Raw genomic sequence first — 22724 nt, 5'->3', positions numbered from 1 at the left:
CCGCCGATGATCCGGTAAAAGGCCGAATCGCCGTGGTTATACCTGCTCCAGCATCAGCCCGGAGATCCGTTTGACCTTGCGCCGCACCGCGTCCTCGAACACGCCCTGGCGCGGCTCGATCAAACTGAAGCAGGTCTTGGCCCGGGTGATACCGGTGTAGATCAACTCCTTGGTCAACACCGGGTTCAGGGCGTCCGGCAGCACCAGCGCAGTATGGGTGAACTCCGAGCCCTGGGACTTGTGCACGGTCATGGCGAATACCGTTTCGACTTCGTTGAGGCGGCTGGGCAGTACGAAACGCACACCGCCGTGCCCGTCGTTGCGGGCGAAAGCCACGCGCAGCACGTGCTGCCCGTCATGCTGCTCGTCCGGCAGGCGCAGGGCGATGCCGATATCGCCATTCATCAGGCCCAGACCGTAGTCGTTGCGGGTCATCAGCACCGGACGGCCTTCATACCAGGGCTGTTCACTGTCGATCAGCCCGGCGGCGCCGAGTACCCGGCCAACCCGCTGGTTCAGGCCCTCGACACCCCAGGGCCCCTTGCGCACGGCGCAGAGCAACTGGAAGGTCTCGAAGCCTTGCAGCACCTGCATGGCCCAGGTCTCCCAACGCGGATCCTCCACCGGCGTGCCGAGTGGCGGGCGCTGCTGGCGGAGGGTCTGCAGGTAGCTGCGATAGCCCTGGGGCCCGGCGTTGCCGCGGCCCAGGCCTTCGAGCAGCAGGCGATCGAAGTTGCGATCCTGCTCGCCGCGCAGGCTCAGGGCAAACACATCGTCCTGCTTCTGGTTGAGCAGGGCCCGTGCCTGTTCGGCATCCTGGCGGTTGACCAGGCGCGCCAGCTGGCCGATGCCACTGCCTTCGCCGAAGCGCCGCGAGTAGCGCAACATCACCACTTGCTGCGCCAGGGGATACTGCCCGGCGCTGCCAGGCAGCAGCTCGCTGGCGGCCAGGGCTTCGCCACTGACCTGCTCCAGCCAGGCCTGCGTCTCGGGGCTATAGCGCCCGGCTTCGGCATCGCGGCACAGGTCACCCAATACCGCACCGGCCTCCACCGAGGCCAGCTGGTCCTTGTCGCCCAACAGCACCAGGCGTGCGTGAGGTGGCAAGGCGCCAAGCAGGTTGGCCATCATCTCCAGGTCAATCATCGAGGCTTCGTCGACCACCAGCACATCCAGCGGCAGCGGGTTACCGGCATGGTGACGGAAATGCCGCGAGCCCGGGCGACTGCCGAGCAGGCGGTGGACGGTGGAGACGTCGGTGGGAATGTTCTCACGAACCTCGGCGGCCACCGCCAGGCGCTCGACCTGCTGGCCGATGGATTCGGTCAGGCGCGCGGCGGCCTTGCCGGTCGGCGCTGCCAGGCGGATGCGCAGCGGGCGGCCGGCCTCGACGGCGGGCGCTTGCAGCAAAGCCAGCAAACGCACCACCGTGGTGGTTTTGCCGGTGCCCGGCCCGCCGGTGATAATGCTGAAAGCGCTGCGCGTAGCCAGGGCGCAAGCGAGCTTTTGCCAATCCACCTGGCCAGTGGGCGCACCGCCGTCGAACAGTTGCGCCAACCGCGCGCAAAGGTCCACCGGGGTTGGCTCGACCTGCTGCAGGCGCTCGCGCAAGGCGTTGTCGATCCGCCGCTCGTAGGCCCAATAACGGCGCAGGTACAGGCGCTGGCCGTTGAGCACCAGCGGGCGCGCGCTGTCTTCATCGCTGCCGCCATGGGCCACCAGGCGACTGCGGCTCAGTTGCTGCAGCCAGGTGTCGAGCGCCAGGCGCTCAAGCAGTTGCGATGGCAACAGCAACGGCCCGGCCAGGGCATCGCCTTCGGGCGGCAGCGACAGGGCGAAATCCGGCTCGGCCAGGGTTTCGCCCAGGTCCAGGCACACATGGCCATGGCCCAGTTGATGGCTGGCCAGGGCCGCCGCCAGCAACACCAGGGGTTCGCCGCACGGGTCGCGCTCGCCGAGAAAACTCACAAAGGCACGATCCAGCGCACGCAGCCAGCCCCGTTCGACCCAGCGATCAAGCAAGGCAAGCAGGTCGGCGCTCTTGCCCAACGGCTCCAGCGCCGCCAGGTGGCGGGCATCCAGCGGCGTCGGCAACAGGTCGTCGAGGCTACGGCTCATGGTGCGTCTCCGAGAAACAGGTCGTGTTGTTGCGGGGTGCTGACACCGCGGAACAGGGCGTCGAGCTGCTCGATCAGCTCACGCGGTGGCTTGGCGAAATACAAGCCGCGGGATGCCGAATCGACACCGCGCAGGAAGATGAACAGCGCGCCGCCGACATGCCGGTCGTAGTCATAACCGGGTAGCCGTGCGCGCAACTGGCGGTGCAGGGCAAGCAGGTAGAGCACGTACTGCAGGTCGTAGCGGTGGCTGAGGATTGCCCCTTCCATGGCCAGTTCGCTGTAGGCCTGGTCATCAGGGCCGAGCCAGTTGGATTTGTAGTCCGCCACGTAGTAGCGGCCGTCATGTTCGAAGGCCAGGTCGATAAAGCCCTTGAACATGCCATTGAGCAGCGCCGGTTGCGCGGCCAGGCGTGCGACGCCCTGATGGGTGTATTCGCACACCAGTTGATCGAGCCTGCCGACATCGACCTTGTGGCTGGCAAACCAAAACTCCATTTCAATCTGGTACTGGTCCAACTGGCTCAAGGACAACGGCGAACTGTCGGGCGCCAGGGCCATGGGTTGCTCGAGCAATTGCTGCAACCATTGGCTGAGGGTCGGGATCCAGCCGGTCCAGTCGCGGCGGTTGCAGCGCTGGCCAACGGTGCGGGTCAATTGCTCGGGGGCAGCGCTGACCTGGGCGAAACCTTCATGACCGGCCCATTCGAGCAGGCCGTGGAGGAAGGTGCCGGGGTTCGGCCCACGGGGGAAGCGATGAATATCACCGCTGCCGGGCATGACTTCACGCAACTGCTGCAAATCGGGCCGCTCGTCATCAAGCAGTTGTTGCGCCTGGGAGCTGTCGGCCGCCAGGGTCATGGCCTCTTCGCCGATACGCAAGGCGCTGTAGGAAGCGATCCACCAGTTTTCCGCAGCCCGGCGTTTGGGCTGGCGTGCGGGCAGCAGTTCGGTCTGGTTGCGTGGGGCGCTGTAGGCCTGTTCATCGGGCACTGGCAAAGCGATGCTGGCGATGGATGGGCAACCGGATTGCAAAGCCTGCAGCCAATCGCCCAACTGGGTCGAGGCTGGCAAGGCGCTGCCGCCGCCCAACAGGTAACCCAGGGCCGAACGGTGCAAGGTCGAGGTCTTGCCGGTACCACGCTTAAGGTCGGCGACACCAAGCCAGCAGGCATGCTGGGCGCGGGTCAGGGCCACGTACAGCAGGCGCAAGTCCTCGGCCAGGCGCTCATCGTCGGCCAGGGCGATCTGGTCGGCATCCGGGGTCAGGGTCAGGTGTGCCTGGCCTTCGCTGTCGTGCCAGGCCAGTGGCAAGCGCGAGCCATCCACCGGCTTGCTGGTGCAGATGAAGGGCAGGAACACCAAGGGATACTCCAGGCCCTTGGACTTGTGGATGGTCACCACCTTGACCAGTTGCTCATCGCTTTCCAGGCGCAGGATCTGCTCCTCGCCGGCCTGCCCGGAACTGGCCAGGTGTTCGCCCAGATGACGAATCAACGCCTGCTCACCATCGAGCTCGGTAGCCGCCTGTTGCAGCAGCTCGGCCAGGTGCAGCAGGTTGGTCAGCACCCGCTCGCCATCGCTGCGGGCGATCAACACCTGCGGCAGGTCGAAGTCGTGCAGCAGGCGCCGCAGCATCGGCAACACCCCCTGGCTGCGCCAGATCAGCCGGTACTGGCGGAACTGCATGACCCAGCGCTCCCAGACCCGCTCATCCTGGTTCAATTGTGCCAGGGCGCTAAGCGGCAAGTTGAGGGTGATGCTCGCCAGCGCGGCCTTGAGCAGGCGCTCGGCGTCCGGCTCGGCGCAGGCCTTGAGCCAGGCCAGCAGGTCATGGGCCTCCTGGGCGGCGAACACCGAGTCTTTGTCCGACAGGTACACGCTGCGTACATCGCGAGCCGCGAGCTCGGCTCGGATCAACTGCGCCTCGCGGCCATCGCGTACCAGAATGGCGATGTCCGACGGCAGGCAGCCGCGCAGTGGCTGATCAGCCTGAACGAAACCACTGCGCCCCTGCTGCCCGCCATTGAGCAGGGCGACGATCTGACTGGCGCAGCTGGCGGCCAGTTGCTGGCGATAAACGGCGCCGGACACCGGCTCTTCACTACTCAGTTGCCAGAGATTCAGTGCGGGTACCGGCGAGCCATCGACCTGCAACTGCTCGCTACGGCCCTTGGCCTTGACCTCGAGAAACGGCACCGGGTTGTCGCTGCCGTCGCGAAATAGGAAGGCGCCACGCCCCTGCTCGCGCACTTCGGCCTGCATGAACACATGGTTGACCGCCGTGACCATGGCCTGGCTTGAGCGGTAGTTGGTATCGAGGCTGTGCAGGCGCCCGGCCGTGGCCCGTCGTGCCCCCAGGTAGGTGAAGATGTCGGCGCCGCGGAAGGCATAGATCGCCTGCTTGGGGTCGCCGATCAGGAACAGGCCGGTGTCGCGAACGTTCTCTTCAATCCGGTAGATGCGCTGGAAGATCCGGTACTGCACCGGGTCGGTGTCCTGGAATTCATCGATCAGTGCCACCGGGAACTGCTCGCGGATCAGCCCGGCCAGGCGCTCGCCAGCATCGCCATGCAGCGCATGGTCGAGGCGCAGGAGCATGTCGTCGAAACCCATCTCGGCGCGGCGGCGTTTCTCCTGTTCGAAGCGTGCGCCAACCCAGGCGGCGGCATGTTCGAGCAGACAGGCATCGGGAGTGGGCAGCCCCTGGAGCTGATCACGCAAACCTTCCATTGCCTGCAATGCCGGGTGACTTGGCGCTTCGCCCTTCCAGGCTTCAGCCATGCCGGCGCGGGTAAAGCGACTGAAGCCGGTACCCAGGTCCAGCTCCAACGCCTGATCGTCCTCGGCCCAGGCCTTGAGCTTTTCACACCAGGGCTCGAAGTAGCGCGCCTGCATCTTGCGCCCGTCGACCTGCTTGGCGGCCAGGCCCTCACGACAGATCTGCAGTAACTCGCCGGACCATTGCGCCCAGGGCGCCTTGAGTGTGCGCAGCAATTCAGCGCGTTGCTCCAGCACCGCGTCGATCAGCGCCTGCGGCTCTTCTTCATTGCTGTCGATGTGCTGGCGCCCGAACAGCGCGCGCACCCGGGGCAGCAAGGTTTCAGGGCTGACCCAATGGCTGCGTACCCAGGCCAGCGCATCGCCCTGCATGCTGTAGCAGAAGCGTCGCCAGTAATCACGCATGACCTGGCCCAGCAGGTCGCTATGGTCGGTTTCCAGGGTCTGGGTAAACAGGCTGCCGCTGTCGAAAGCATGCTCGCGCAGCATGCGCTGGCACCAACTGTGGATGGTCGATACCGCAGCTTCGTCCATCCACTGCGCGGCCACGTCCAGGCGGTTGGCACAGGCGGCCCGCAGCGACGGCTGATAGTCATCGCGCAGTTGCTGGAGCAAGGGATCGGCTTCGCTCAATTCACCACGGAAGTAGCGCGCGGCTTCTGCCAGGCGGGTGCGGATACGCTCCCGCAGTTCCTTGGTAGCGGCGTCGGTGAAGGTCACCACCAGGATCTGGGGTGGCAACAGTTCGCGGCCAAAGCCCTGCTCGCCGCCATGACCAAGCACCAGGCGCAGGTACAGCGCCGAGATGGTGAAGGTCTTGCCGGTCCCGGCGCTGGCTTCGATCAGCTGACTGCCGTGCAGGGGAAAGGTCAGGGCCAGGGGGGCTGGGGCAACAGCAAGGCTCATCGAGCGCTCTCCTCTTTGCCCAGCGTCTGCCAGGGCGCTTCGAACATCGGGCGGTACAGGGCTTCGCACCAGCCTTCGAACTCTTCACTGGCACTGAGTGCCGCGAAATCGCTGAACTGCCGGGCCAGCGCGGTGCTTTCGCTGCGCTCGCCAAAGGTATTCTGGCCATCGCCGTCGTAAGCCTTGGTCGCCGCGGCCAGGGCCTTGTCTGGATCGCTCTGGGCCAGCCAGGCAAAGGCGGTCTTGACGGCTACCGGCAGGGGCGCATTCATACCGGCCTGGCGGGCCAGCAACAGATCACCCAGCAGCTCGGCGGCGCGGGCCTGCTCCAGGGGCGCGAGCAATAGGGTGATGTCGGTGGCGACCACCGCGCTATGCAGCTTCAGGCCAACCGCACAGGCCGCCAGGTGTATGACCCAGGTCGGCGTCAGACGGTGCCATTTGAGGGTGCGGCCATTGCTGATGCCGTTGGGCAAGGTCGTGATGCTCAGCAGCGAATCATCTTCACGCTGATAGACCCGGCCCAACCAACCTTCGAGCTTGAGCTGGCGGTACTCGAAACGGATTGGCAGGGCGTTGTCCACAGGCATCGGCCATTGCTGCAGCAACTGTTGATAACGCTGCAGCACGCCGGGCAACGGCTCGATCAGTTCGGCCTGCAGGCAATCTCCGAAGCCTGCCAGCGGCAACAACCCGTAGCCCTGCAAACGCCGGGCCTGGGTGGTCAGTGCCCGCTCGCTGTCTTGCGGGTCGGCCAGGGCTGCGGCCAGCAGGCTTTCGCTCAGGCTGTAGCGCTGCAGGGCATCGAGCACAAACGGCTCTTCATCGGCCAACGGCGCTTCCACCGACTCGAAGAACACTTTCAAGCGTTGGCTGAAAAAGTGCCGAAGCGGATGGCGGAGAAAATCCTGCAGCAAGGTCAGGGTCAGCGGTTCATCGCTGCTGTACGGCGGCAGCTCATCCTCTGGCTTGAGCTGTTGTTCGTCAGGCAGATGCAGCGTGCGCCACTCGCGGGCATAACTGAACAGGCCGCTGCCTTTGTGGAAGTAGCGCGCACTGAAGGGCTGCAATGGATGCTCCACGGTCAGGGCATGCAGCAACTGCTCACCGGCATTGAGCTTGCCGCCAGCGGCAGCGCCGGCCAGACGCCAACCGCCAGCCAGGTGGTCGCGCAACTGGCCGATCAGCACCGAGGCCGGGCGTTCGCTGTTGTCGCGGATGCTGCGCCCGACCCAGCTGACGTACAGCTGGTCACGGGCCGAAAGCAGCGCTTCGAGCAACAGGTAACGGTCGTCCTCACGCCGCGAACGATCACCCGGACGGTAGTCACTGCCCATCAGGTCGAAGTCCAGCGGCGGTTGCGCACGAGGATAGTCGCCATCGTTCATGCCCAACAGGCAGACCACCTTGAACGGGATTGCGCGCATCGGCATCAGGGTGCAGAAGTTCACTGAACCGGCAAGAAAGCGCTGGGACAAGCGGCCCTGGTCGAGCCCGGCCAACCAGGCTTCACGCACCACGGTGAGCGGCAGCAAGTCTTGCAGGCCGACTGATTCACAGGTCTGCAACCAGGTTTCACGCAAGGTCTGCAGTTGCACCAGCAGATAGTCGTCATGCTCGGTTTCTGCGAAGAAGAACACTTGCAGCAAGGCATGCAGGCGCTCACCCCACTCGGCCGCCGTTGCCGCTTGAGACAGTTGTTCGTGGGCGATTTCCAGAGCGTCGAGCAAGGCCACCAGCGGGCCGATCAAGGCAGCATCCAGGCCGCCGATTTCATCGAATGGCTCGATACCATCACACCCTTCACCGACACCGACGGCGTACCCCAGCAGCATGCGTCGCAAGCCGAATCGCCAACTGTTCTGTTCGAGGTTTGCCGGCAAGCCGAGGCCGGCGCGTTGCTCGGCGTTCAGCCCCCAGCGGATACCGGCGCCTTCGATCCAGCGGTGCAGGGTTGGCAGGTCGCTTTCCTTGATGGCAAAGCGCGCACGCAAGGCGGGCACATCCAGCAGGTCGAGGATCTCGCTGACCGCGAAACGGCTGTCGGGCAACTTCAGCAGGTGTTCCAGGGCAATCAGCAGCGGGTCGCGGCCACGCTGGCCCTGGTCGGTCAGGGTGAAGGGGATGAAGCGTGGGTCGTTGCGGTCCAGCTGGCCGAACACGGCGCGGATGTGCGGCGCATAGGTATTGATGTCCGGGAGCATGACGATGATGTCACGGGGGCGCAGCGTCGGGTCGGCACTGAAACGGGCGAGCAACTGGTCGTGGAGGATTTCCACTTCACGCTGCGGGCTGTGGCCGACATGGAAACGTACCGAGCGATCTTTGCCTGGGTCGACGTCTGGCCAACGCTCGCGGGTTTCAGCCAGCGGACGCAATTCAAGAATGTCGTCCTGCAACTGGTTGAGCAGGCTCTTGGGCTCGTTGTCGCTGAACAGGTCGATGCGCCCGTCGCTGAAGGCTGCGCGATAACTGCCAGGGTCGTCATAGCTGTCGAGCAGGTTGATGTAGTCGCGGCCCTGCTTGCCCCAGGCGGCCAACAAGGGATGAGCGTGCTGGTGCAGGGTTTCGGCGTCGATCAGGCTGGGCATGCCCTGCTTGCGCTGCTGGCGCTTGTATTGATGACGTAGCAGGTCCTTGTCGGCAACGATGTCGGCCCAGTGATGACGGCAGGGGTTGTGCACGCAGAGCAGCACCTGGCTGAAACGAGCCAGGCCGGCCAGCGCTTCCAGCGCCTGGGCGGGCAGCGAGGAAATGCCGAAAACGATAACCCGTGACGGTAAGCCAGGCGGTGCCTGCTCCAGGCTGTTGATGCGCTCGATGAAGCGTTGATGGACACCGGCGCGGCTCTGGGCCATGCCCTCTTCTCCGACATCCAGCAGCAAGGCGCGCCACAATTCGGCCTGCCAGCAGTTGGCGGGCGGCAGTGGTTTTGATTCGCCACGGGCGGTATTGAGCACATGGCGACCGGCTGCCCAGTCCTTGAGCCAGTCGGCACGATACACCTGATATTGGTCGAACAGGTCGGCCAGGCGTTCGGCCAACTGGTAGCGCTTGCGCAGGTCGTTGTCGTCGGTGAGAAAGCGCTGCAAGGGCTCGAAGTGCGGTTTGTCGATGACCTCCGGCAGCAGGCGCATCAAACGCCAGGTCAGCGGCGCCTTGTCGAGCAGCGATACCTCGGGGATTTCTTCGCGGCCCAGCACCTTGCGGTACAGCTGCCACATGAAACTGCCGGGCAGCTGCACCTCGACTGCGGCGGCGATACCGCAGCCGCCTTGATCGTCGTCTTGAGGGTCTTCGGCCAAGGCCAGCTTCAGCCACTGGGCGATGCCGTTGCTTTGCACCAGGGCGATTTCGTTTTCCAACGGTGCCAGCGGGTAACGCCGCATCCAGCTCACCACCAGGCTGCGCAGTTCATCCAGGCGGTTGCCGTGAACCACCATGAAACCTGGTATGAGTGGGTTTGCGTGCGGCATTGGGCATCCTTGAGGCTGTGCGGGCAGGGGGAAACCTTATCATGCTCGGGGAGCCTGACTGTGTTGTGCAACAGCCAGAAAGACAAAACCCCTACCTGCGTACGCAGATAGGGGTTTCGGAATTTAATCTTGACGATGACCTACTCTCACATGGGGAAACCCCACACTACCATCGGCGATGCATCGTTTCACTGCTGAGTTCGGGATGGGATCAGGTGGTTCCAATGCTCTATGGTCGTCAAGAAATTCTGTTGCCAGAAGGTCTTGTTTAAGACACTCCAGCGAATCGGGTATGTGATGTTTTGTGAGTTACAAATTCTCGGCTTTGCAGTCTTCACAACACCGCAATCTGGCTTTCGCTCAAATTGCTTGGGTGTTATATGGTCAAGCCTCACGGGCAATTAGTATTGGTTAGCTCAACGCCTCACAGCGCTTACACACCCAACCTATCAACGTCGTAGTCTTCGACGGCCCTTCAGGGAGCTCAAGGCTCCAGTGAGATCTCATCTTGAGGCAAGTTTCCCGCTTAGATGCTTTCAGCGGTTATCTCTTCCGAACATAGCTACCCGGCAATGCCACTGGCGTGACAACCGGAACACCAGAGGTTCGTCCACTCCGGTCCTCTCGTACTAGGAGCAGCCCCTCTCAAATCTCAAACGTCCACGGCAGATAGGGACCGAACTGTCTCACGACGTTCTAAACCCAGCTCGCGTACCACTTTAAATGGCGAACAGCCATACCCTTGGGACCGGCTTCAGCCCCAGGATGTGATGAGCCGACATCGAGGTGCCAAACACCGCCGTCGATATGAACTCTTGGGCGGTATCAGCCTGTTATCCCCGGAGTACCTTTTATCCGTTGAGCGATGGCCCTTCCATACAGAACCACCGGATCACTAAGACCTACTTTCGTACCTGCTCGACGTGTCTGTCTCGCAGTCAAGCGCGCTTTTGCCTTTATACTCTACGACCGATTTCCGACCGGTCTGAGCGCACCTTCGTACTCCTCCGTTACTCTTTAGGAGGAGACCGCCCCAGTCAAACTACCCACCATACACTGTCCTCGATCCGGATAACGGACCTGAGTTAGAACCTCAAAGTTGCCAGGGTGGTATTTCAAGGATGGCTCCACGCGAACTGGCGTCCACGCTTCAAAGCCTCCCACCTATCCTACACAAGCAAATTCAAAGTCCAGTGCAAAGCTATAGTAAAGGTTCACGGGGTCTTTCCGTCTAGCCGCGGATACACTGCATCTTCACAGCGATTTCAATTTCACTGAGTCTCGGGTGGAGACAGCGCCGCCATCGTTACGCCATTCGTGCAGGTCGGAACTTACCCGACAAGGAATTTCGCTACCTTAGGACCGTTATAGTTACGGCCGCCGTTTACCGGGGCTTCGATCAAGAGCTTCGCGTTAGCTAACCCCATCAATTAACCTTCCGGCACCGGGCAGGCGTCACACCCTATACGTCCACTTTCGTGTTTGCAGAGTGCTGTGTTTTTAATAAACAGTCGCAGCGGCCTGGTATCTTCGACCGGCATGGGCTTACGGAGCAAGTCCTTCACCCTCACCGGCGCACCTTCTCCCGAAGTTACGGTGCCATTTTGCCTAGTTCCTTCACCCGAGTTCTCTCAAGCGCCTTGGTATTCTCTACCCAACCACCTGTGTCGGTTTGGGGTACGGTTCCTAGTTATCTGAAGCTTAGAAGCTTTTCTTGGAAGCATGGCATCAACCACTTCGTCGCCTAATGGCAACTCGTCATCAGCTCTCGGCCTTAAGATCCCGGATTTACCTAAGATCTCAGCCTACCACCTTAAACTTGGACAACCAACGCCAAGCTGGCCTAGCCTTCTCCGTCCCTCCATCGCAATAACTAGAAGTACAGGAATATTAACCTGTTTTCCATCGACTACGCTTTTCAGCCTCGCCTTAGGGACCGACTAACCCTGCGTCGATTAACGTTGCGCAGGAAACCTTGGTCTTTCGGCGTGGGAGTTTTTCACTCCCATTGTCGTTACTCATGTCAGCATTCGCACTTCTGATACCTCCAGCAAGCTTCTCAACTCACCTTCACAGGCTTACAGAACGCTCCTCTACCGCATCACCTAAGTGATACCCGTAGCTTCGGTGTATGGTTTGAGCCCCGTTACATCTTCCGCGCAGGCCGACTCGACTAGTGAGCTATTACGCTTTCTTTAAAGGGTGGCTGCTTCTAAGCCAACCTCCTAGCTGTCTAAGCCTTCCCACATCGTTTCCCACTTAACCATAACTTTGGGACCTTAGCTGACGGTCTGGGTTGTTTCCCTTTTCACGACGGACGTTAGCACCCGCCGTGTGTCTCCCATGCTCGGCACTTGTAGGTATTCGGAGTTTGCATCGGTTTGGTAAGTCGGGATGACCCCCTAGCCGAAACAGTGCTCTACCCCCTACAGTGATACATGAGGCGCTACCTAAATAGCTTTCGAGGAGAACCAGCTATCTCCGAGCTTGATTAGCCTTTCACTCCGATCCACAGGTCATCCGCTAACTTTTCAACGGTAGTCGGTTCGGTCCTCCAGTCAGTGTTACCTAACCTTCAACCTGCCCATGGATAGATCGCCCGGTTTCGGGTCTATACCCAGCGACTAAACGCCCTATTAAGACTCGCTTTCGCTACGCCTCCCCTATTCGGTTAAGCTCGCCACTGAATATAAGTCGCTGACCCATTATACAAAAGGTACGCAGTCACCTAACAAAGTAGGCTCCCACTGCTTGTACGCATACGGTTTCAGGTTCTATTTCACTCCCCTCTCCGGGGTTCTTTTCGCCTTTCCCTCACGGTACTGGTTCACTATCGGTCAGTCAGTAGTATTTAGCCTTGGAGGATGGTCCCCCCATATTCAGACAAAGTTTCTCGTGCTCCGTCCTACTCGATTTCATGACTAAGAGATTTTCGCGTACAGGGCTATCACCCACTATGGCCGCACTTTCCAGAGCGTTCCGCTAATCTCAAAGCCACTTAAGGGCTAGTCCCCGTTCGCTCGCCACTACTAAGGGAATCTCGGTTGATTTCTTTTCCTCAGGGTACTTAGATGTTTCAGTTCCCCTGGTTCGCCTCTTGCACCTATGTATTCAGTACAAGATACTCAGCTTATGCTGAGTGGGTTCCCCCATTCAGAGATCTCCGGATCAAAGTCTGTTTGCCGACTCCCCGAAGCTTATCGCAGGCTACCACGTCTTTCATCGCCTCTGACTGCCAAGGCATCCACCGTATGCGCTTCTTCACTTGACCATATAACCCCAAGCAATCTGGTTATACTGTGAAGACAACATTCGCCGAAAATTTGTAATGTCTCACAAATTTTACCTTAGCCTGAACACACACCAGTGAAAGTGCTGTTCAGTCTATCTTTCTATCACATACCCAAATTTTTAAAGAACGATTCTGAAAAAGTTCAGAAATCAATATTCGATGCGAATATTCATTTCTAAGCTTTGACACGGTAGCAAGGGGTGGTGGAGCCAAGCGGGATCGAACCGCTGACCTCCTGCGTGCAAGGCAGGCGCTCTCCCAGCTGAGCTATGGCCCCAACAAGAAACTGGTGGGTCTGGGCAGATTCGAACTGCCGACCTCACCCTTATCAGGGGTGCGCTCTAACCAACTGAGCTACAGACCCAGTTAAGAGCTGTTACCGATATCGTCTTCTTCAATGAATCAAGCAATTCGTGTGGGAGCTTATAAGACAGCTGATGTCTGTCGATTAAGGAGGTGATCCAGCCGCAGGTTCCCCTACGGCTACCTTGTTACGACTTCACCCCAGTCATGAATCACACCGTGGTAACCGTCCTCCCGAAGGTTAGACTAGCTACTTCTGGTGCAACCCACTCCCATGGTGTGACGGGCGGTGTGTACAAGGCCCGGGAACGTATTCACCGCGACATTCTGATTCGCGATTACTAGCGATTCCGACTTCACGCAGTCGAGTTGCAGACTGCGATCCGGACTACGATCGGTTTTGTGAGATTAGCTCCACCTCGCGGCTTGGCAACCCTCTGTACCGACCATTGTAGCACGTGTGTAGCCCAGGCCGTAAGGGCCATGATGACTTGACGTCATCCCCACCTTCCTCCGGTTTGTCACCGGCAGTCTCCTTAGAGTGCCCACCATAACGTGCTGGTAACTAAGGACAAGGGTTGCGCTCGTTACGGGACTTAACCCAACATCTCACGACACGAGCTGACGACAGCCATGCAGCACCTGTGTCAGAGTTCCCGAAGGCACCAATCCATCTCTGGAAAGTTCTCTGCATGTCAAGGCCTGGTAAGGTTCTTCGCGTTGCTTCGAATTAAACCACATGCTCCACCGCTTGTGCGGGCCCCCGTCAATTCATTTGAGTTTTAACCTTGCGGCCGTACTCCCCAGGCGGTCAACTTAATGCGTTAGCTGCGCCACTAAAATCTCAAGGATTCCAACGGCTAGTTGACATCGTTTACGGCGTGGACTACCAGGGTATCTAATCCTGTTTGCTCCCCACGCTTTCGCACCTCAGTGTCAGTATGAGCCCAGGTGGTCGCCTTCGCCACTGGTGTTCCTTCCTATATCTACGCATTTCACCGCTACACAGGAAATTCCACCACCCTCTGCCCTACTCTAGCTCGCCAGTTTTGGATGCAGTTCCCAGGTTGAGCCCGGGGATTTCACATCCAACTTAACGAACCACCTACGCGCGCTTTACGCCCAGTAATTCCGATTAACGCTTGCACCCTCTGTATTACCGCGGCTGCTGGCACAGAGTTAGCCGGTGCTTATTCTGTCGGTAACGTCAAAATACTCACGTATTAGGTAAGTACCCTTCCTCCCAACTTAAAGTGCTTTACAATCCGAAGACCTTCTTCACACACGCGGCATGGCTGGATCAGGCTTTCGCCCATTGTCCAATATTCCCCACTGCTGCCTCCCGTAGGAGTCTGGACCGTGTCTCAGTTCCAGTGTGACTGATCATCCTCTCAGACCAGTTACGGATCGTCGCCTTGGTGAGCCATTACCTCACCAACTAGCTAATCCGACCTAGGCTCATCTGATAGCGCAAGGCCCGAAGGTCCCCTGCTTTCTCCCGTAGGACGTATGCGGTATTAGCGTTCCTTTCGAAACGTTGTCCCCCACTACCAGGCAGATTCCTAGGTATTACTCACCCGTCCGCCGCTGAATCGAAGAGCAAGCTCTTCTCATCCGCTCGACTTGCATGTGTTAGGCCTGCCGCCAGCGTTCAATCTGAGCCATGATCAAACTCTTCAGTTCAATACTGCTTGGGTTTTGAGAAAACCCTAAACTTGGCTCAGCAATCTCAAATGACTTACTTTCAAATCTTTCGATTTTCGTGTAGCCACTTGTGATGCTGATAATCTTTTTGACTATCAGTCTGAGCTCACAAGCACCCACACGAATTGCTTGATTCAGTTGTTAAAGAGCGGTTGGTTAAGAGCTTTTCGTCTCAACCGAGGCGCGCATTCTACGCTCTCCTCAGAGCCTGTCAAGCGTTTATTTTGAAGTTTTTCAGAATTTCTCTTTCAACTTCAACCACTTGACTCGCTGCGATCTCTCGTCAGCGGGAGGCGAATTCTACAGCGTTTCAAACCGCTGTCAACTGCCTTTTTCACCGCTGCCGATCTTTCGATCGAAGCCCCTCCAGGCAACCCTGAAACTGCTAACTCGTTGAAACTCAAGGAGTTTTCAGTTCCGACTGCGCCGGAAGTGGGGCGAATTATAGACAGATCCACAGGGGCGTCAAGGACTTATTTCAACTTTGTTTCAGCGGCGGCGTTTTAGCTATAAGCCACAAGCTTCAAGCTGCAAGTAGAAGCGCTAGCACCGCGCTCAACTTGCAGCTTGCAGCTAACGCCTTAGAGGCTCGGGAAGGCAAACTGCGAAGCTTCATGGCTGGCACGTTGTGGCCAGCGCTGGGTAATGGCTTTGCGGCGCGTGTAGAAACGCACGCCATCCGGGCCATAAGCATGCAGGTCGCCGAACAGCGAACGCTTCCAGCCACCGAAGCTGTGGTAAGCCACCGGTACCGGCAGCGGGACGTTGACGCCGACCATACCCACTTCGATTTCGTCGCAGAACAGGCGCGCCGCTTCACCGTCACGGGTAAAGATGCAGGTGCCGTTACCGTACTCGTGTTCGTTGATCAGGCGCATCGCCTCTTCCAGGCTGTCCACACGCACGACGCAGAGTACCGGCCCGAAGATCTCTTCTTTATAGATGCTCATCTCGGGGGTTACGCGATCGAACAGAGTGCCGCCGACAAAGTAGCCGTCTTCGTTACCGGCAACCCGGTAGCCCCGGCCGTCGACCACCAACTGCGCACCAGCAGCCACACCTTGGTCGATGTAGCCAACCACCTTGTCACGGGCCGCCGCGGTAACCAGCGGGCCCATGTCCAGGCCGCAGGAAGTGCCGGCACCAATCTTCAGCGCCTTGATCTGCGGCTCAAGCTTGGCGATCAGTGCATCAGCCACCTGGTCGCCGACGCATACGGCCACGGAGATTGCCATGCAACGCTCACCGCAAGAACCGTACGCTGCGCCCATCAGCGCGCTGACGGCATTGTCCAGGTCGGCATCAGGCATCAGCACCGCGTGGTTTTTCGCCCCGCCCAGGGCCTGGACGCGTTTGCCGCGCTTGGTGCCTTCGGCATAGATGTATTCGGCAATCGGCGTTGAACCGACGAAACTCAGGGCCTTGACCTCTGGCGCCTCGATCAGCGCATCAACCGCTTCCTTGTCACCATGCACCACGTTGAGCACGCCTTTCGGCAGGCCGGCTTCGTGCAGCAGCTGGGCTATCAGCAGAGTCGAGCTCGGGTCACGCTCCGACGGTTTGAGGATGAAGCAGTTACCGCAGGCAATCGCCAGTGGGTACATCCACAGCGGCACCATGGCCGGGAAGTTGAACGGGGTGATACCGGCCACCACGCCCAGCGGCTGGAAATCGGACCAGGCATCGATGTTCGGGCCGACGTTGCGGCTGTACTCGCCCTTGAGCACTTCCGGGGCGGCGCAGGCGAACTCGACGTTCTCGATGCCGCGCTTGAGTTCACCGGCGGCGTCCTCCAGGGTCTTGCCGTGCTCTTCGCTGATCAGTTGGGAGATACGCGCCTCGTTCTGCTCCAGCAATTGCTTGAAGCGGAACATCACCTGGGCGCGCTTGGCCGGCGGCGTATTGCGCCAGGCCGGGAACGCGGCCTTGGCCGAATCGATGGCTTGCTGCACGGTTTGCTTGCTGGCCAGGGCGACCTTGTGGATAGCCTGGCCAGTGGACGGGTTGAAGACATCGGCGGTGCGCGCGTCGGCAGCAACCAGTTCGCCATTGATCAGGTGTTGAACAGTGCTCATGCAGAACTCCAGAAAGGGGGTATGCCTGGGCGCGAGATCACTCGCGCCCGCTTCTTATATAGAGAGAGGAACGATCAATCGACCTGGTTGATGGCCTCACCCACCGCATCGAACAGACGATCCAGTTCCTGTGCCTGGCTGTTGAAGGTTGGGCCGAACTGCAGGGTGTCGCCGCCGAAGCGCACATAGAAGCCGGCTTTCCACAGCTTCATGGCAATCTCGTACGGACGCACGATGGCATCGCCGTCACGGGCGGCAATCTGGATCGCCCCGGCCAGGCCGTAGTTACGAATGTCGATGATGTTCTTCGCGCCCTTGACCCCGTGCAGCACCTTCTCGAAGTGCGGCGACAGTTCGGCGGCAGCCTGTACCAGGTTTTCCTTCTCCAGCAGGTCCAGCGCGGCGATACCGGCGGCGCAGGCCACCGGGTGCGCCGAGTAGGTGTAGCCGTGGGGGAATTCCACCGCGTATTCCGGGGTTGGCTGGTTCATGAAGGTCTGGTAGATCTCGCTGCTGGCGATCACCGCGCCCATCGGGATGGCGCCGTTGGTGACCTGCTTGGCGATACACATCAAATCCGGGGTAACGCCGAAGGCATCGGCACCGAACATCGAACCCATGCGGCCGAAGCCGGTAATCACTTCGTCGAAGATCAGCAGGATGTTGTGCTGGTCGCAGATTTCCCGCAGGCGTTTCAGATAACCCTTGGGTGGCGGCAGCACGCCGGCGGAACCGGCCAGCGGTTCGACGATCAGCGCGGCGATGTTCGAGGCATCGTGCAGCTCGATCAGTTTGAGCATTTCATCGGCCAGGGCAATACCGCCCTCTTCCGGCATGCCCTTGGTGAAGGCATTGCCCGGCAGCAGGGTGTGCGGAAGGTGATCGACGTCGAGCAACTGGCCGAACAGCTTGCGGTTACCGTTGACGCCACCCAGGCTGGTGCCGGCGATGTTCACCCCGTGATAGCCACGGGCACGGCCGATCAGCTTGGTCTTGGTGGCCTGGCCTTTCAGGCGCCAGTAGGCACGGACCATCTTCACCGCGGTGTCGGCGCACTCGGAACCGGAGTTGGTATAGAAGACGTGATTAAGGTTGCCCGGGGTCAGGTCGGTGATCTTCTCGGCCAGCTGGAACGACAGCGGGTGACCGAACTGGAAGGCCGGCGAGTAATCGAGCACGCCCAACTGGCGCGAGACCGCCTCCTGGATCTGCTTGCGGGTGTGACCGGCGCCACAGGTCCACAGGCCGGACAGCGCGTCATAGATCTTGCGACCCTTGTCGTCGGTCAGGTAGCTGCCTTCGGCGGCGACGATCAGCCGTGGATCGCGCTGAAAATTGCGGTTGGCGGTGTAGGGCATCCAGTGGGCGTCCAGCTTGAGCTGGCTGGCCAGACCGACAGGAGCGTTTTCAGGCAGATTCATCGGACAAGTCCTCGCAAGGCAATTGGGCAGCGACAAGTGTTGTTGCAGCTAAATTGGCATGAGCATAAAGTTTGGAAAACCTGGCTTTTCTAATCTTCAGATCAACTTTAGTTAAACATTCATTCAAAACTTGCAGCCGCAAGGATGTTACAAAGTGTTTCCATGCATCCCGGCAAGGCGCATGATGCCGGCGGCCCCCTTCAGGAGACTTGGCGCAGGACGCGCAAGCACGCCCACCATGAAAACCATCCTGTGTTTAATGATCTGCGCCCTGGTTGGCGCCGCCGTACAGTTTGCTGGTGTGCCTCACGGGCTGCTACTGGGCACCATCGTCGCCAGTGCCACGCTGGTCAGCCGGCTGCGCTTTACTCCCAACCTGCGCTTTGGCCTGGAATATGTGCAACTGGTCATGGGTATCGCCACCGGGCTGATGTTCCAGGCCTGGGATAGCGCCACAGTGGCCAGCATCCTGCCGAGCCTGGGTTTTCTGCTGTTGTGCCTGAGTGCGCAGATCAGCGTTGCCGGCCTGTGGCTGTTCAAGGGCTGCGGCTGGAGCCTCAAGGATTCGCTGCTGGCGGTTTACCCCGGCGCCCTGGCTGCGGTGTTCGACTTGCTGGAGTCGGAACGGGCTTCCAGCAAGGTGATCGTCGTGCACCTGATGCGCCTGGTGTCGATCACCCTGCTGGTAAGCCTGTGCATTCGCGCAGGTAGCGATGCACCTGCAGTCGCGAGCGCCTCGCTCACCCCGAGCCTGTTGCTGACCCTGGCATCGCTGCTTGCCCTGTGCATCCTGCTGGGGCGCCTGCTGCTCAAGCTTGGTGTTCCCGCGCCCTTCATGCTCACGGCGATCATCGCCACGGCGGCCTATGTAAAGCTTGGCTTGCTGCAGGCTTTTCACATGCCCGGCTGGAGCGTGGACTTCGCCGCGCTGATCCTCGGTGTGCTGATCGGCGCCAGGTTCAGGGAAATCCGCCTCAAGGAGCTCACCCGTCACGGCAGCGCCGGGCTGATGTCCGTGGGCTTGATGCTGCTGGTCGCCGCAGCCTTTGCCGGAGTGGCCGCCAAGGTCCTGGGCAGCGACCCCTTCACCCTGTGGCTGGCCTACATGCCCGGCGCCATCGAAACCATCGCCATCGTCGCCTTCAGCGGCGGGCTGAATGTGGTGTTCGTGCTGTCTCATCACCTGGTGCGAATGCTGCTGTTGCACTTCGCCCCGGCCCTGATCGTTCAGGCCCGTCGCTGGCGCGAGAATGTCTGATCAGCGTATGTTGTGTGCCTTTCATGTCCCTGAACGCAGAGGCATCGCGTGAAACGTCCACAACCCCTGGCCCAGGTCAGCGATTTCGATATCCGCCTGTTGAAGATCTACCGCAGCGTGGTGGAGTGCGGCGGCTTTTCGGCTGCCGAGAACGTGCTGGGCATCGGCCGTTCGGCCATCAGCCAGCAGATGAGCGACCTTGAGCAGCGCTTGGGCCTGCGCCTGTGCCAGCGCGGGCGCGCCGGTTTCTCGCTGACCGAAGAAGGCCGCGAGGTGTATCACTCGGCGCTGCAGTTGCTCAGCGCCCTGGAGAGCTTTCGCACCGAGGTCAACGGCCTGCACCAGCATTTGCGCGGCGAACTGAACATCGGCCTGACCGACAACCTGGTGACCCTGCCGCACATGCGCATTACCCATGCCCTGGCCCAGCTCAAGGATCGCGGCCCGGACGTGCGCATCCAGATTCGCATGATCGCCCCCAGCCAGGTCGAACAGGGCGTGCTCGATGGCAGCCTGCATGTTGGCGTGGTGCCGCAGACCAGCCCGCTGTCGGGCCTTGAGTACCAGCCGCTGTACAGCGAACGCTCGCTGCTCTACTGCGCGGTCGGCCATCCGCTGTTCTATGCCGACGATCGGCAACTGGACGACGAGCGTCTCAACAGCCAGGACGCCATCGCCCCGACCTTCCGCCTGCCCGCCGATATCCAGGCCCATTACCAGGCGCTGAACTGCACCGCCAGCGCCTCCGACCGCGAAGGCATGGCCTTCCTGATTCTGACCGGGCGCTACATCGGCTACTTGCCGGACCACTACGCGACGTTCTGGGTGCAGCAAGGCCGCTTGCGCGCGCTCAAGCCCGCCGAGCGCTTCTACGACCTGAGCCTGTGCTGGGTAACGCGCAAAGGCCGGCGCCCGCACCTGGTACTGGAAAGCTTCCTTGAAAGCCTGGCGGCTACTCGCTGAGAACTAATGCTGGTAGGTTAGCCAGTCATAAGAGATACCCATTGCCTTGTCTGGAATCGTTCATGACCTTTGAAGTCCCTGCGCATCGCCTCCAAGTCTCGGGCAAGCCCGCCGGCCGCATTCGCCAGAAGAACGAGCAGGCCATCATCCAGGCCGCCGAGGACGAATTCGCCCGCCACGGCTTCAAGGGCACCAGCATGAACACCATCGCCCTCAAGGCCGGGTTGCCCAAGGCCAACCTGCACTACTACTTCACCAACAAGCTTGGCCTGTATGTGGCGGTGTTGAGCAACATCATCGAGCTGTGGGACAGCACCTTCAACGCCTTGACCGTCGACGATGATCCGGCCCAGGCATTGAGCAGCTACATCCGCACCAAAATGGAATTCTCCCGGCGCAACCCGCAGGCATCACGGATCTTCGCCATGGAGATCATCAGCGGCGGGCAGTGCCTGAGCGATTATTTCAGCGAAGACTACCGCGCCTGGTTCAAGGGCCGTGCCGCGGTGTTCCAGGCCTGGATCGACGCCGGCAAGATGGACCCGGTCGACCCGGTGCACCTGATTTTCCTGCTGTGGGGCAGCACCCAGCACTATGCCGACTTCGCCACCCAGATCTGCCAGGTCACCGGCCGCAGCCGCCTGACCAAGCAGGACATGGAAGACGCCAGCAACAATCTTATCCACATCATTCTCAAAGGCTGTGGCCTGACACCTCGCGACTGAACCTGCCTTATGCCTTTTACCCTGCTCGACACCTGCGAGTTTCGCGAAGAGATTCGCAAGAGCCGTTTCATCACCCTGGCTGCGCCGATCAGCAGCCCGGCCGACGCCATGAGCTTCATCGAAACCCATAGCGACCTCGCTGCCACCCACAATTGCTGGGCCTGGAAACTCGGCGGACAATACCGCAGCAGCGACGACGGCGAACCCGGCGGCACCGCTGGGCGGCCGATCCTGGCTGCAATCGAGGCCCAGGACTGCGACCAGGTGGTGGTGCTGGTGATCCGCTGGTACGGCGGCATCCAACTGGGCACCGGCGGCCTGGCTCGTGCCTACGGCGGTGGCGCCAATAAATGCCTGCAGCAAGCAGAAAAACGCTTGCTGGTCAGCCGCAGCGAACTGACCTGCAGCTGCAGTTTCAGCGAACTGGCGCTGCTCAAGCTGCGCGTGGCCGAGGCCGATGGCCTGGTACTGGACGAACAGTTCACCGCCAATGGCGTCGACCTGCGCCTGGCCCTTGGCGAAGAACAGATCGAAGTGCTGCAGCGTCAGCTGGCCGACCTCAGCCGTGGCCGAATCCTGCTGGAACGCGCCTGAACATTTGCCCACATTCACTGTGGGCCCGGCTGTGGATAAGCTCTGAGCATTCGGCTGTGAGCCTTTAACCACGGGGCCTGCAGAAGAACGATCATATTTTGATCAAGATCTGATGACAGTGCTTCAACTGTCGAAAAATCAGCGAGTTATCCCCAGTTATTGCCAGGGCACAGCGGCCCTGACAGGCTTGTGTCCAGCGTTCACGCTTGCACACAAATACTGTGGAGCAAACTGTGGATAAGCCGTGCACCCCTGCGCCAACGGCTTGCTGGGCCACGGCTTGGCTAGACTGGTTATTCTTTGATCAACGATTGATGCCCCCTTGAAAGGAGTTCCCTATGTCCACGAACAAGACCGCCCTGATCATCGGCGCCTCGCGCGGCCTGGGCCTTGGCCTGGTGCAGCGCCTGGTGGAAGATGGCTGGAATGTGGTTGCCACTGTCCGCGACCTGGCCAAGGCCGAAGCCCTGAGCACCCTGCCCCGGGTGCAGGTGCAAACCCTTGAGATGAACAACGCCCGCCAGCTCGATGCACTGCAGGAACGTCTCGCTGCACACACCTTCGACCTGCTGTTCGTCAACGCCGGGGTCAAGGGCCCGGAGGAGCAGAACCCGGAACAGGCCAGGCTCGCTGACGTCGGCGAATTGTTCATGACCAACAGCGTGGCGCCGATTCGCGTGGCCCAGCGTTTCGCCCCGCAACTGCGCAAAGACACCGGGGTGATCGCCTTCATGAGTTCGGTGCTGGGCAGCGTGAGCATTCCCGATGCGCCGGAACTGTGCCTGTACAAGGCCAGTAAGGCCGCACTGAACTCGATGATCAACAGCTTCGTGGTGCAACTCGGCGAACCGCAACTGACCGTGCTGGCCATGCACCCGGGCTGGGTAAAGACCGACATGGGCGGTGAAGGCGCCGACATCGATGTGCCAACCAGCACCCGCGGCATGGTCGATCAGGTTCACGCCCACAGTGGCAAAGGCGGCCTGCAATTCATCAATTACAAGGGCGAAAGCCTGATCTGGTGAAACCCCGCGCGGTGGGTGTAGACTCGACACCTCGCCCACCGCGGCGGACCTGGATCAGCAGACAGGGCAACACTGAGCTGGCTA

The 22724-nt window shown here is 60.4% G+C and carries 10 protein-coding genes, 2 tRNA genes and 3 rRNA genes; 5 read left to right on the top strand and 10 right to left on the bottom strand.

Annotated elements, in window-relative coordinates; all coding sequences use genetic code 11:
• Window positions 1–36: 36 nt before the first annotated feature.
• From recD to PspR32_RS03110, 10 genes are all read right to left on the bottom strand, one after another.
• On the bottom strand, window positions 37–2118 hold the full coding sequence (gene recD / locus PspR32_RS03155; RefSeq protein ID WP_159388076.1) for an exodeoxyribonuclease V subunit alpha: 2082 nt from the start codon (window positions 2116–2118) through the stop codon (window positions 37–39).
• Entirely contained in the window at window positions 2115–5804 is a 3690-nt protein-coding gene (gene recB, locus PspR32_RS03150; RefSeq protein ID WP_100781909.1) for an exodeoxyribonuclease V subunit beta, read from the bottom strand. Before recB ends, recD begins: the two co-directional genes overlap by 4 nt.
• Window positions 5801–9280: an exodeoxyribonuclease V subunit gamma gene (gene recC, locus PspR32_RS03145; protein ID WP_159388075.1), complete on the bottom strand. Its 3480-nt coding sequence runs from the start codon at window positions 9278–9280 to the stop codon at window positions 5801–5803. Before recC ends, recB begins: the two co-directional genes overlap by 4 nt.
• A gap of 127 nt (window positions 9281–9407) precedes the next feature.
• Window positions 9408–9523 (bottom strand): 5S ribosomal RNA (gene rrf / locus PspR32_RS03140).
• Window positions 9524–9660: 137 nt separating this feature from the next.
• A 23S ribosomal RNA gene (locus tag PspR32_RS03135) occupies window positions 9661–12551 on the bottom strand.
• 222 nt (window positions 12552–12773) lie between these two features.
• Window positions 12774–12849, bottom strand: a tRNA-Ala gene (locus tag PspR32_RS03130).
• A gap of 10 nt (window positions 12850–12859) precedes the next feature.
• Window positions 12860–12936: transfer RNA gene (locus tag PspR32_RS03125), tRNA-Ile, on the bottom strand.
• An 85-nt stretch (window positions 12937–13021) separates the two neighbouring features.
• Window positions 13022–14558 (bottom strand): 16S ribosomal RNA (locus tag PspR32_RS03120).
• Together the 16S, 23S and 5S rRNA genes with 2 tRNA genes alongside form the textbook arrangement of a ribosomal RNA operon.
• A 602-nt stretch (window positions 14559–15160) precedes the next feature.
• Complete coding sequence (locus PspR32_RS03115) at window positions 15161–16654, bottom strand: CoA-acylating methylmalonate-semialdehyde dehydrogenase (protein WP_036995578.1); 1494 nt, start codon at window positions 16652–16654, stop codon at window positions 15161–15163.
• Between the two features lie 74 nt (window positions 16655–16728).
• Window positions 16729–18075: an aspartate aminotransferase family protein gene (locus PspR32_RS03110; protein WP_010221755.1), complete on the bottom strand. Its 1347-nt coding sequence runs from the start codon at window positions 18073–18075 to the stop codon at window positions 16729–16731.
• Between the two features lie 238 nt (window positions 18076–18313).
• Here PspR32_RS03110 and PspR32_RS03105 point away from each other — a divergent pair, with 238 nt between their 5' ends.
• The 5 genes from PspR32_RS03105 (at window position 18314) to PspR32_RS03085 (ending at window position 22640) form a co-directional block, all read left to right on the top strand.
• On the top strand, window positions 18314–19333 hold the full coding sequence (locus tag PspR32_RS03105; protein WP_159388074.1) for an AbrB family transcriptional regulator: 1020 nt from the start codon (window positions 18314–18316) through the stop codon (window positions 19331–19333).
• A 48-nt stretch (window positions 19334–19381) separates the two neighbouring features.
• The gene (locus tag PspR32_RS03100) at window positions 19382–20296 is read left to right on the top strand and encodes a LysR family transcriptional regulator (protein WP_010221753.1); all 915 of its coding nucleotides are present in this window, start codon (window positions 19382–19384) and stop codon (window positions 20294–20296) included.
• Between the two features lie 62 nt (window positions 20297–20358).
• Entirely contained in the window at window positions 20359–21021 is a 663-nt protein-coding gene (locus PspR32_RS03095; protein ID WP_010221752.1) for a TetR/AcrR family transcriptional regulator, read from the top strand.
• A gap of 9 nt (window positions 21022–21030) precedes the next feature.
• Window positions 21031–21615 carry an IMPACT family protein gene (locus PspR32_RS03090; protein WP_010221751.1) on the top strand — a complete coding sequence of 195 codons (585 nt, stop codon included), beginning with the start codon at window positions 21031–21033 and terminating at the stop codon, window positions 21613–21615.
• Window positions 21616–21953: 338 nt separating this feature from the next.
• Window positions 21954–22640, top strand: coding sequence for an SDR family oxidoreductase (locus tag PspR32_RS03085; RefSeq protein WP_010221750.1), 687 nt, complete (start codon window positions 21954–21956; stop codon window positions 22638–22640).
• Window positions 22641–22724 lie beyond the last annotated feature (84 nt).

This window comes from Pseudomonas sp. R32 (assembly GCF_009866705.1).
Lineage (GTDB): Bacteria > Pseudomonadota > Gammaproteobacteria > Pseudomonadales > Pseudomonadaceae > Aquipseudomonas > Aquipseudomonas donghuensis.
The sequence above is the reverse complement of the archived record's forward strand: the minus strand, read 5'-3'. Positions and strand labels throughout refer to the sequence as shown.

Coding starts and splice junctions, on each gene's coding strand:
- recD (WP_159388076.1), bottom strand. CDS start 2,118: ATGAGCCGTAGCCTCGACGACCTGTTGCCGACGCCGCTGGATGCCCGC.
- recB (WP_100781909.1), bottom strand. CDS start 5,804: ATGAGCCTTGCTGTTGCCCCAGCCCCCCTGGCCCTGACCTTTCCCCTG.
- recC (WP_159388075.1), bottom strand. CDS start 9,280: ATGCCGCACGCAAACCCACTCATACCAGGTTTCATGGTGGTTCACGGC.
- PspR32_RS03115 (WP_036995578.1), bottom strand. CDS start 16,654: ATGAGCACTGTTCAACACCTGATCAATGGCGAACTGGTTGCTGCCGAC.
- PspR32_RS03110 (WP_010221755.1), bottom strand. CDS start 18,075: ATGAATCTGCCTGAAAACGCTCCTGTCGGTCTGGCCAGCCAGCTCAAG.
- PspR32_RS03105 (WP_159388074.1), top strand. CDS start 18,314: ATGAAAACCATCCTGTGTTTAATGATCTGCGCCCTGGTTGGCGCCGCC.
- PspR32_RS03095 (WP_010221752.1), top strand. CDS start 20,359: ATGACCTTTGAAGTCCCTGCGCATCGCCTCCAAGTCTCGGGCAAGCCC.
- PspR32_RS03090 (WP_010221751.1), top strand. CDS start 21,031: ATGCCTTTTACCCTGCTCGACACCTGCGAGTTTCGCGAAGAGATTCGC.
- PspR32_RS03085 (WP_010221750.1), top strand. CDS start 21,954: ATGTCCACGAACAAGACCGCCCTGATCATCGGCGCCTCGCGCGGCCTG.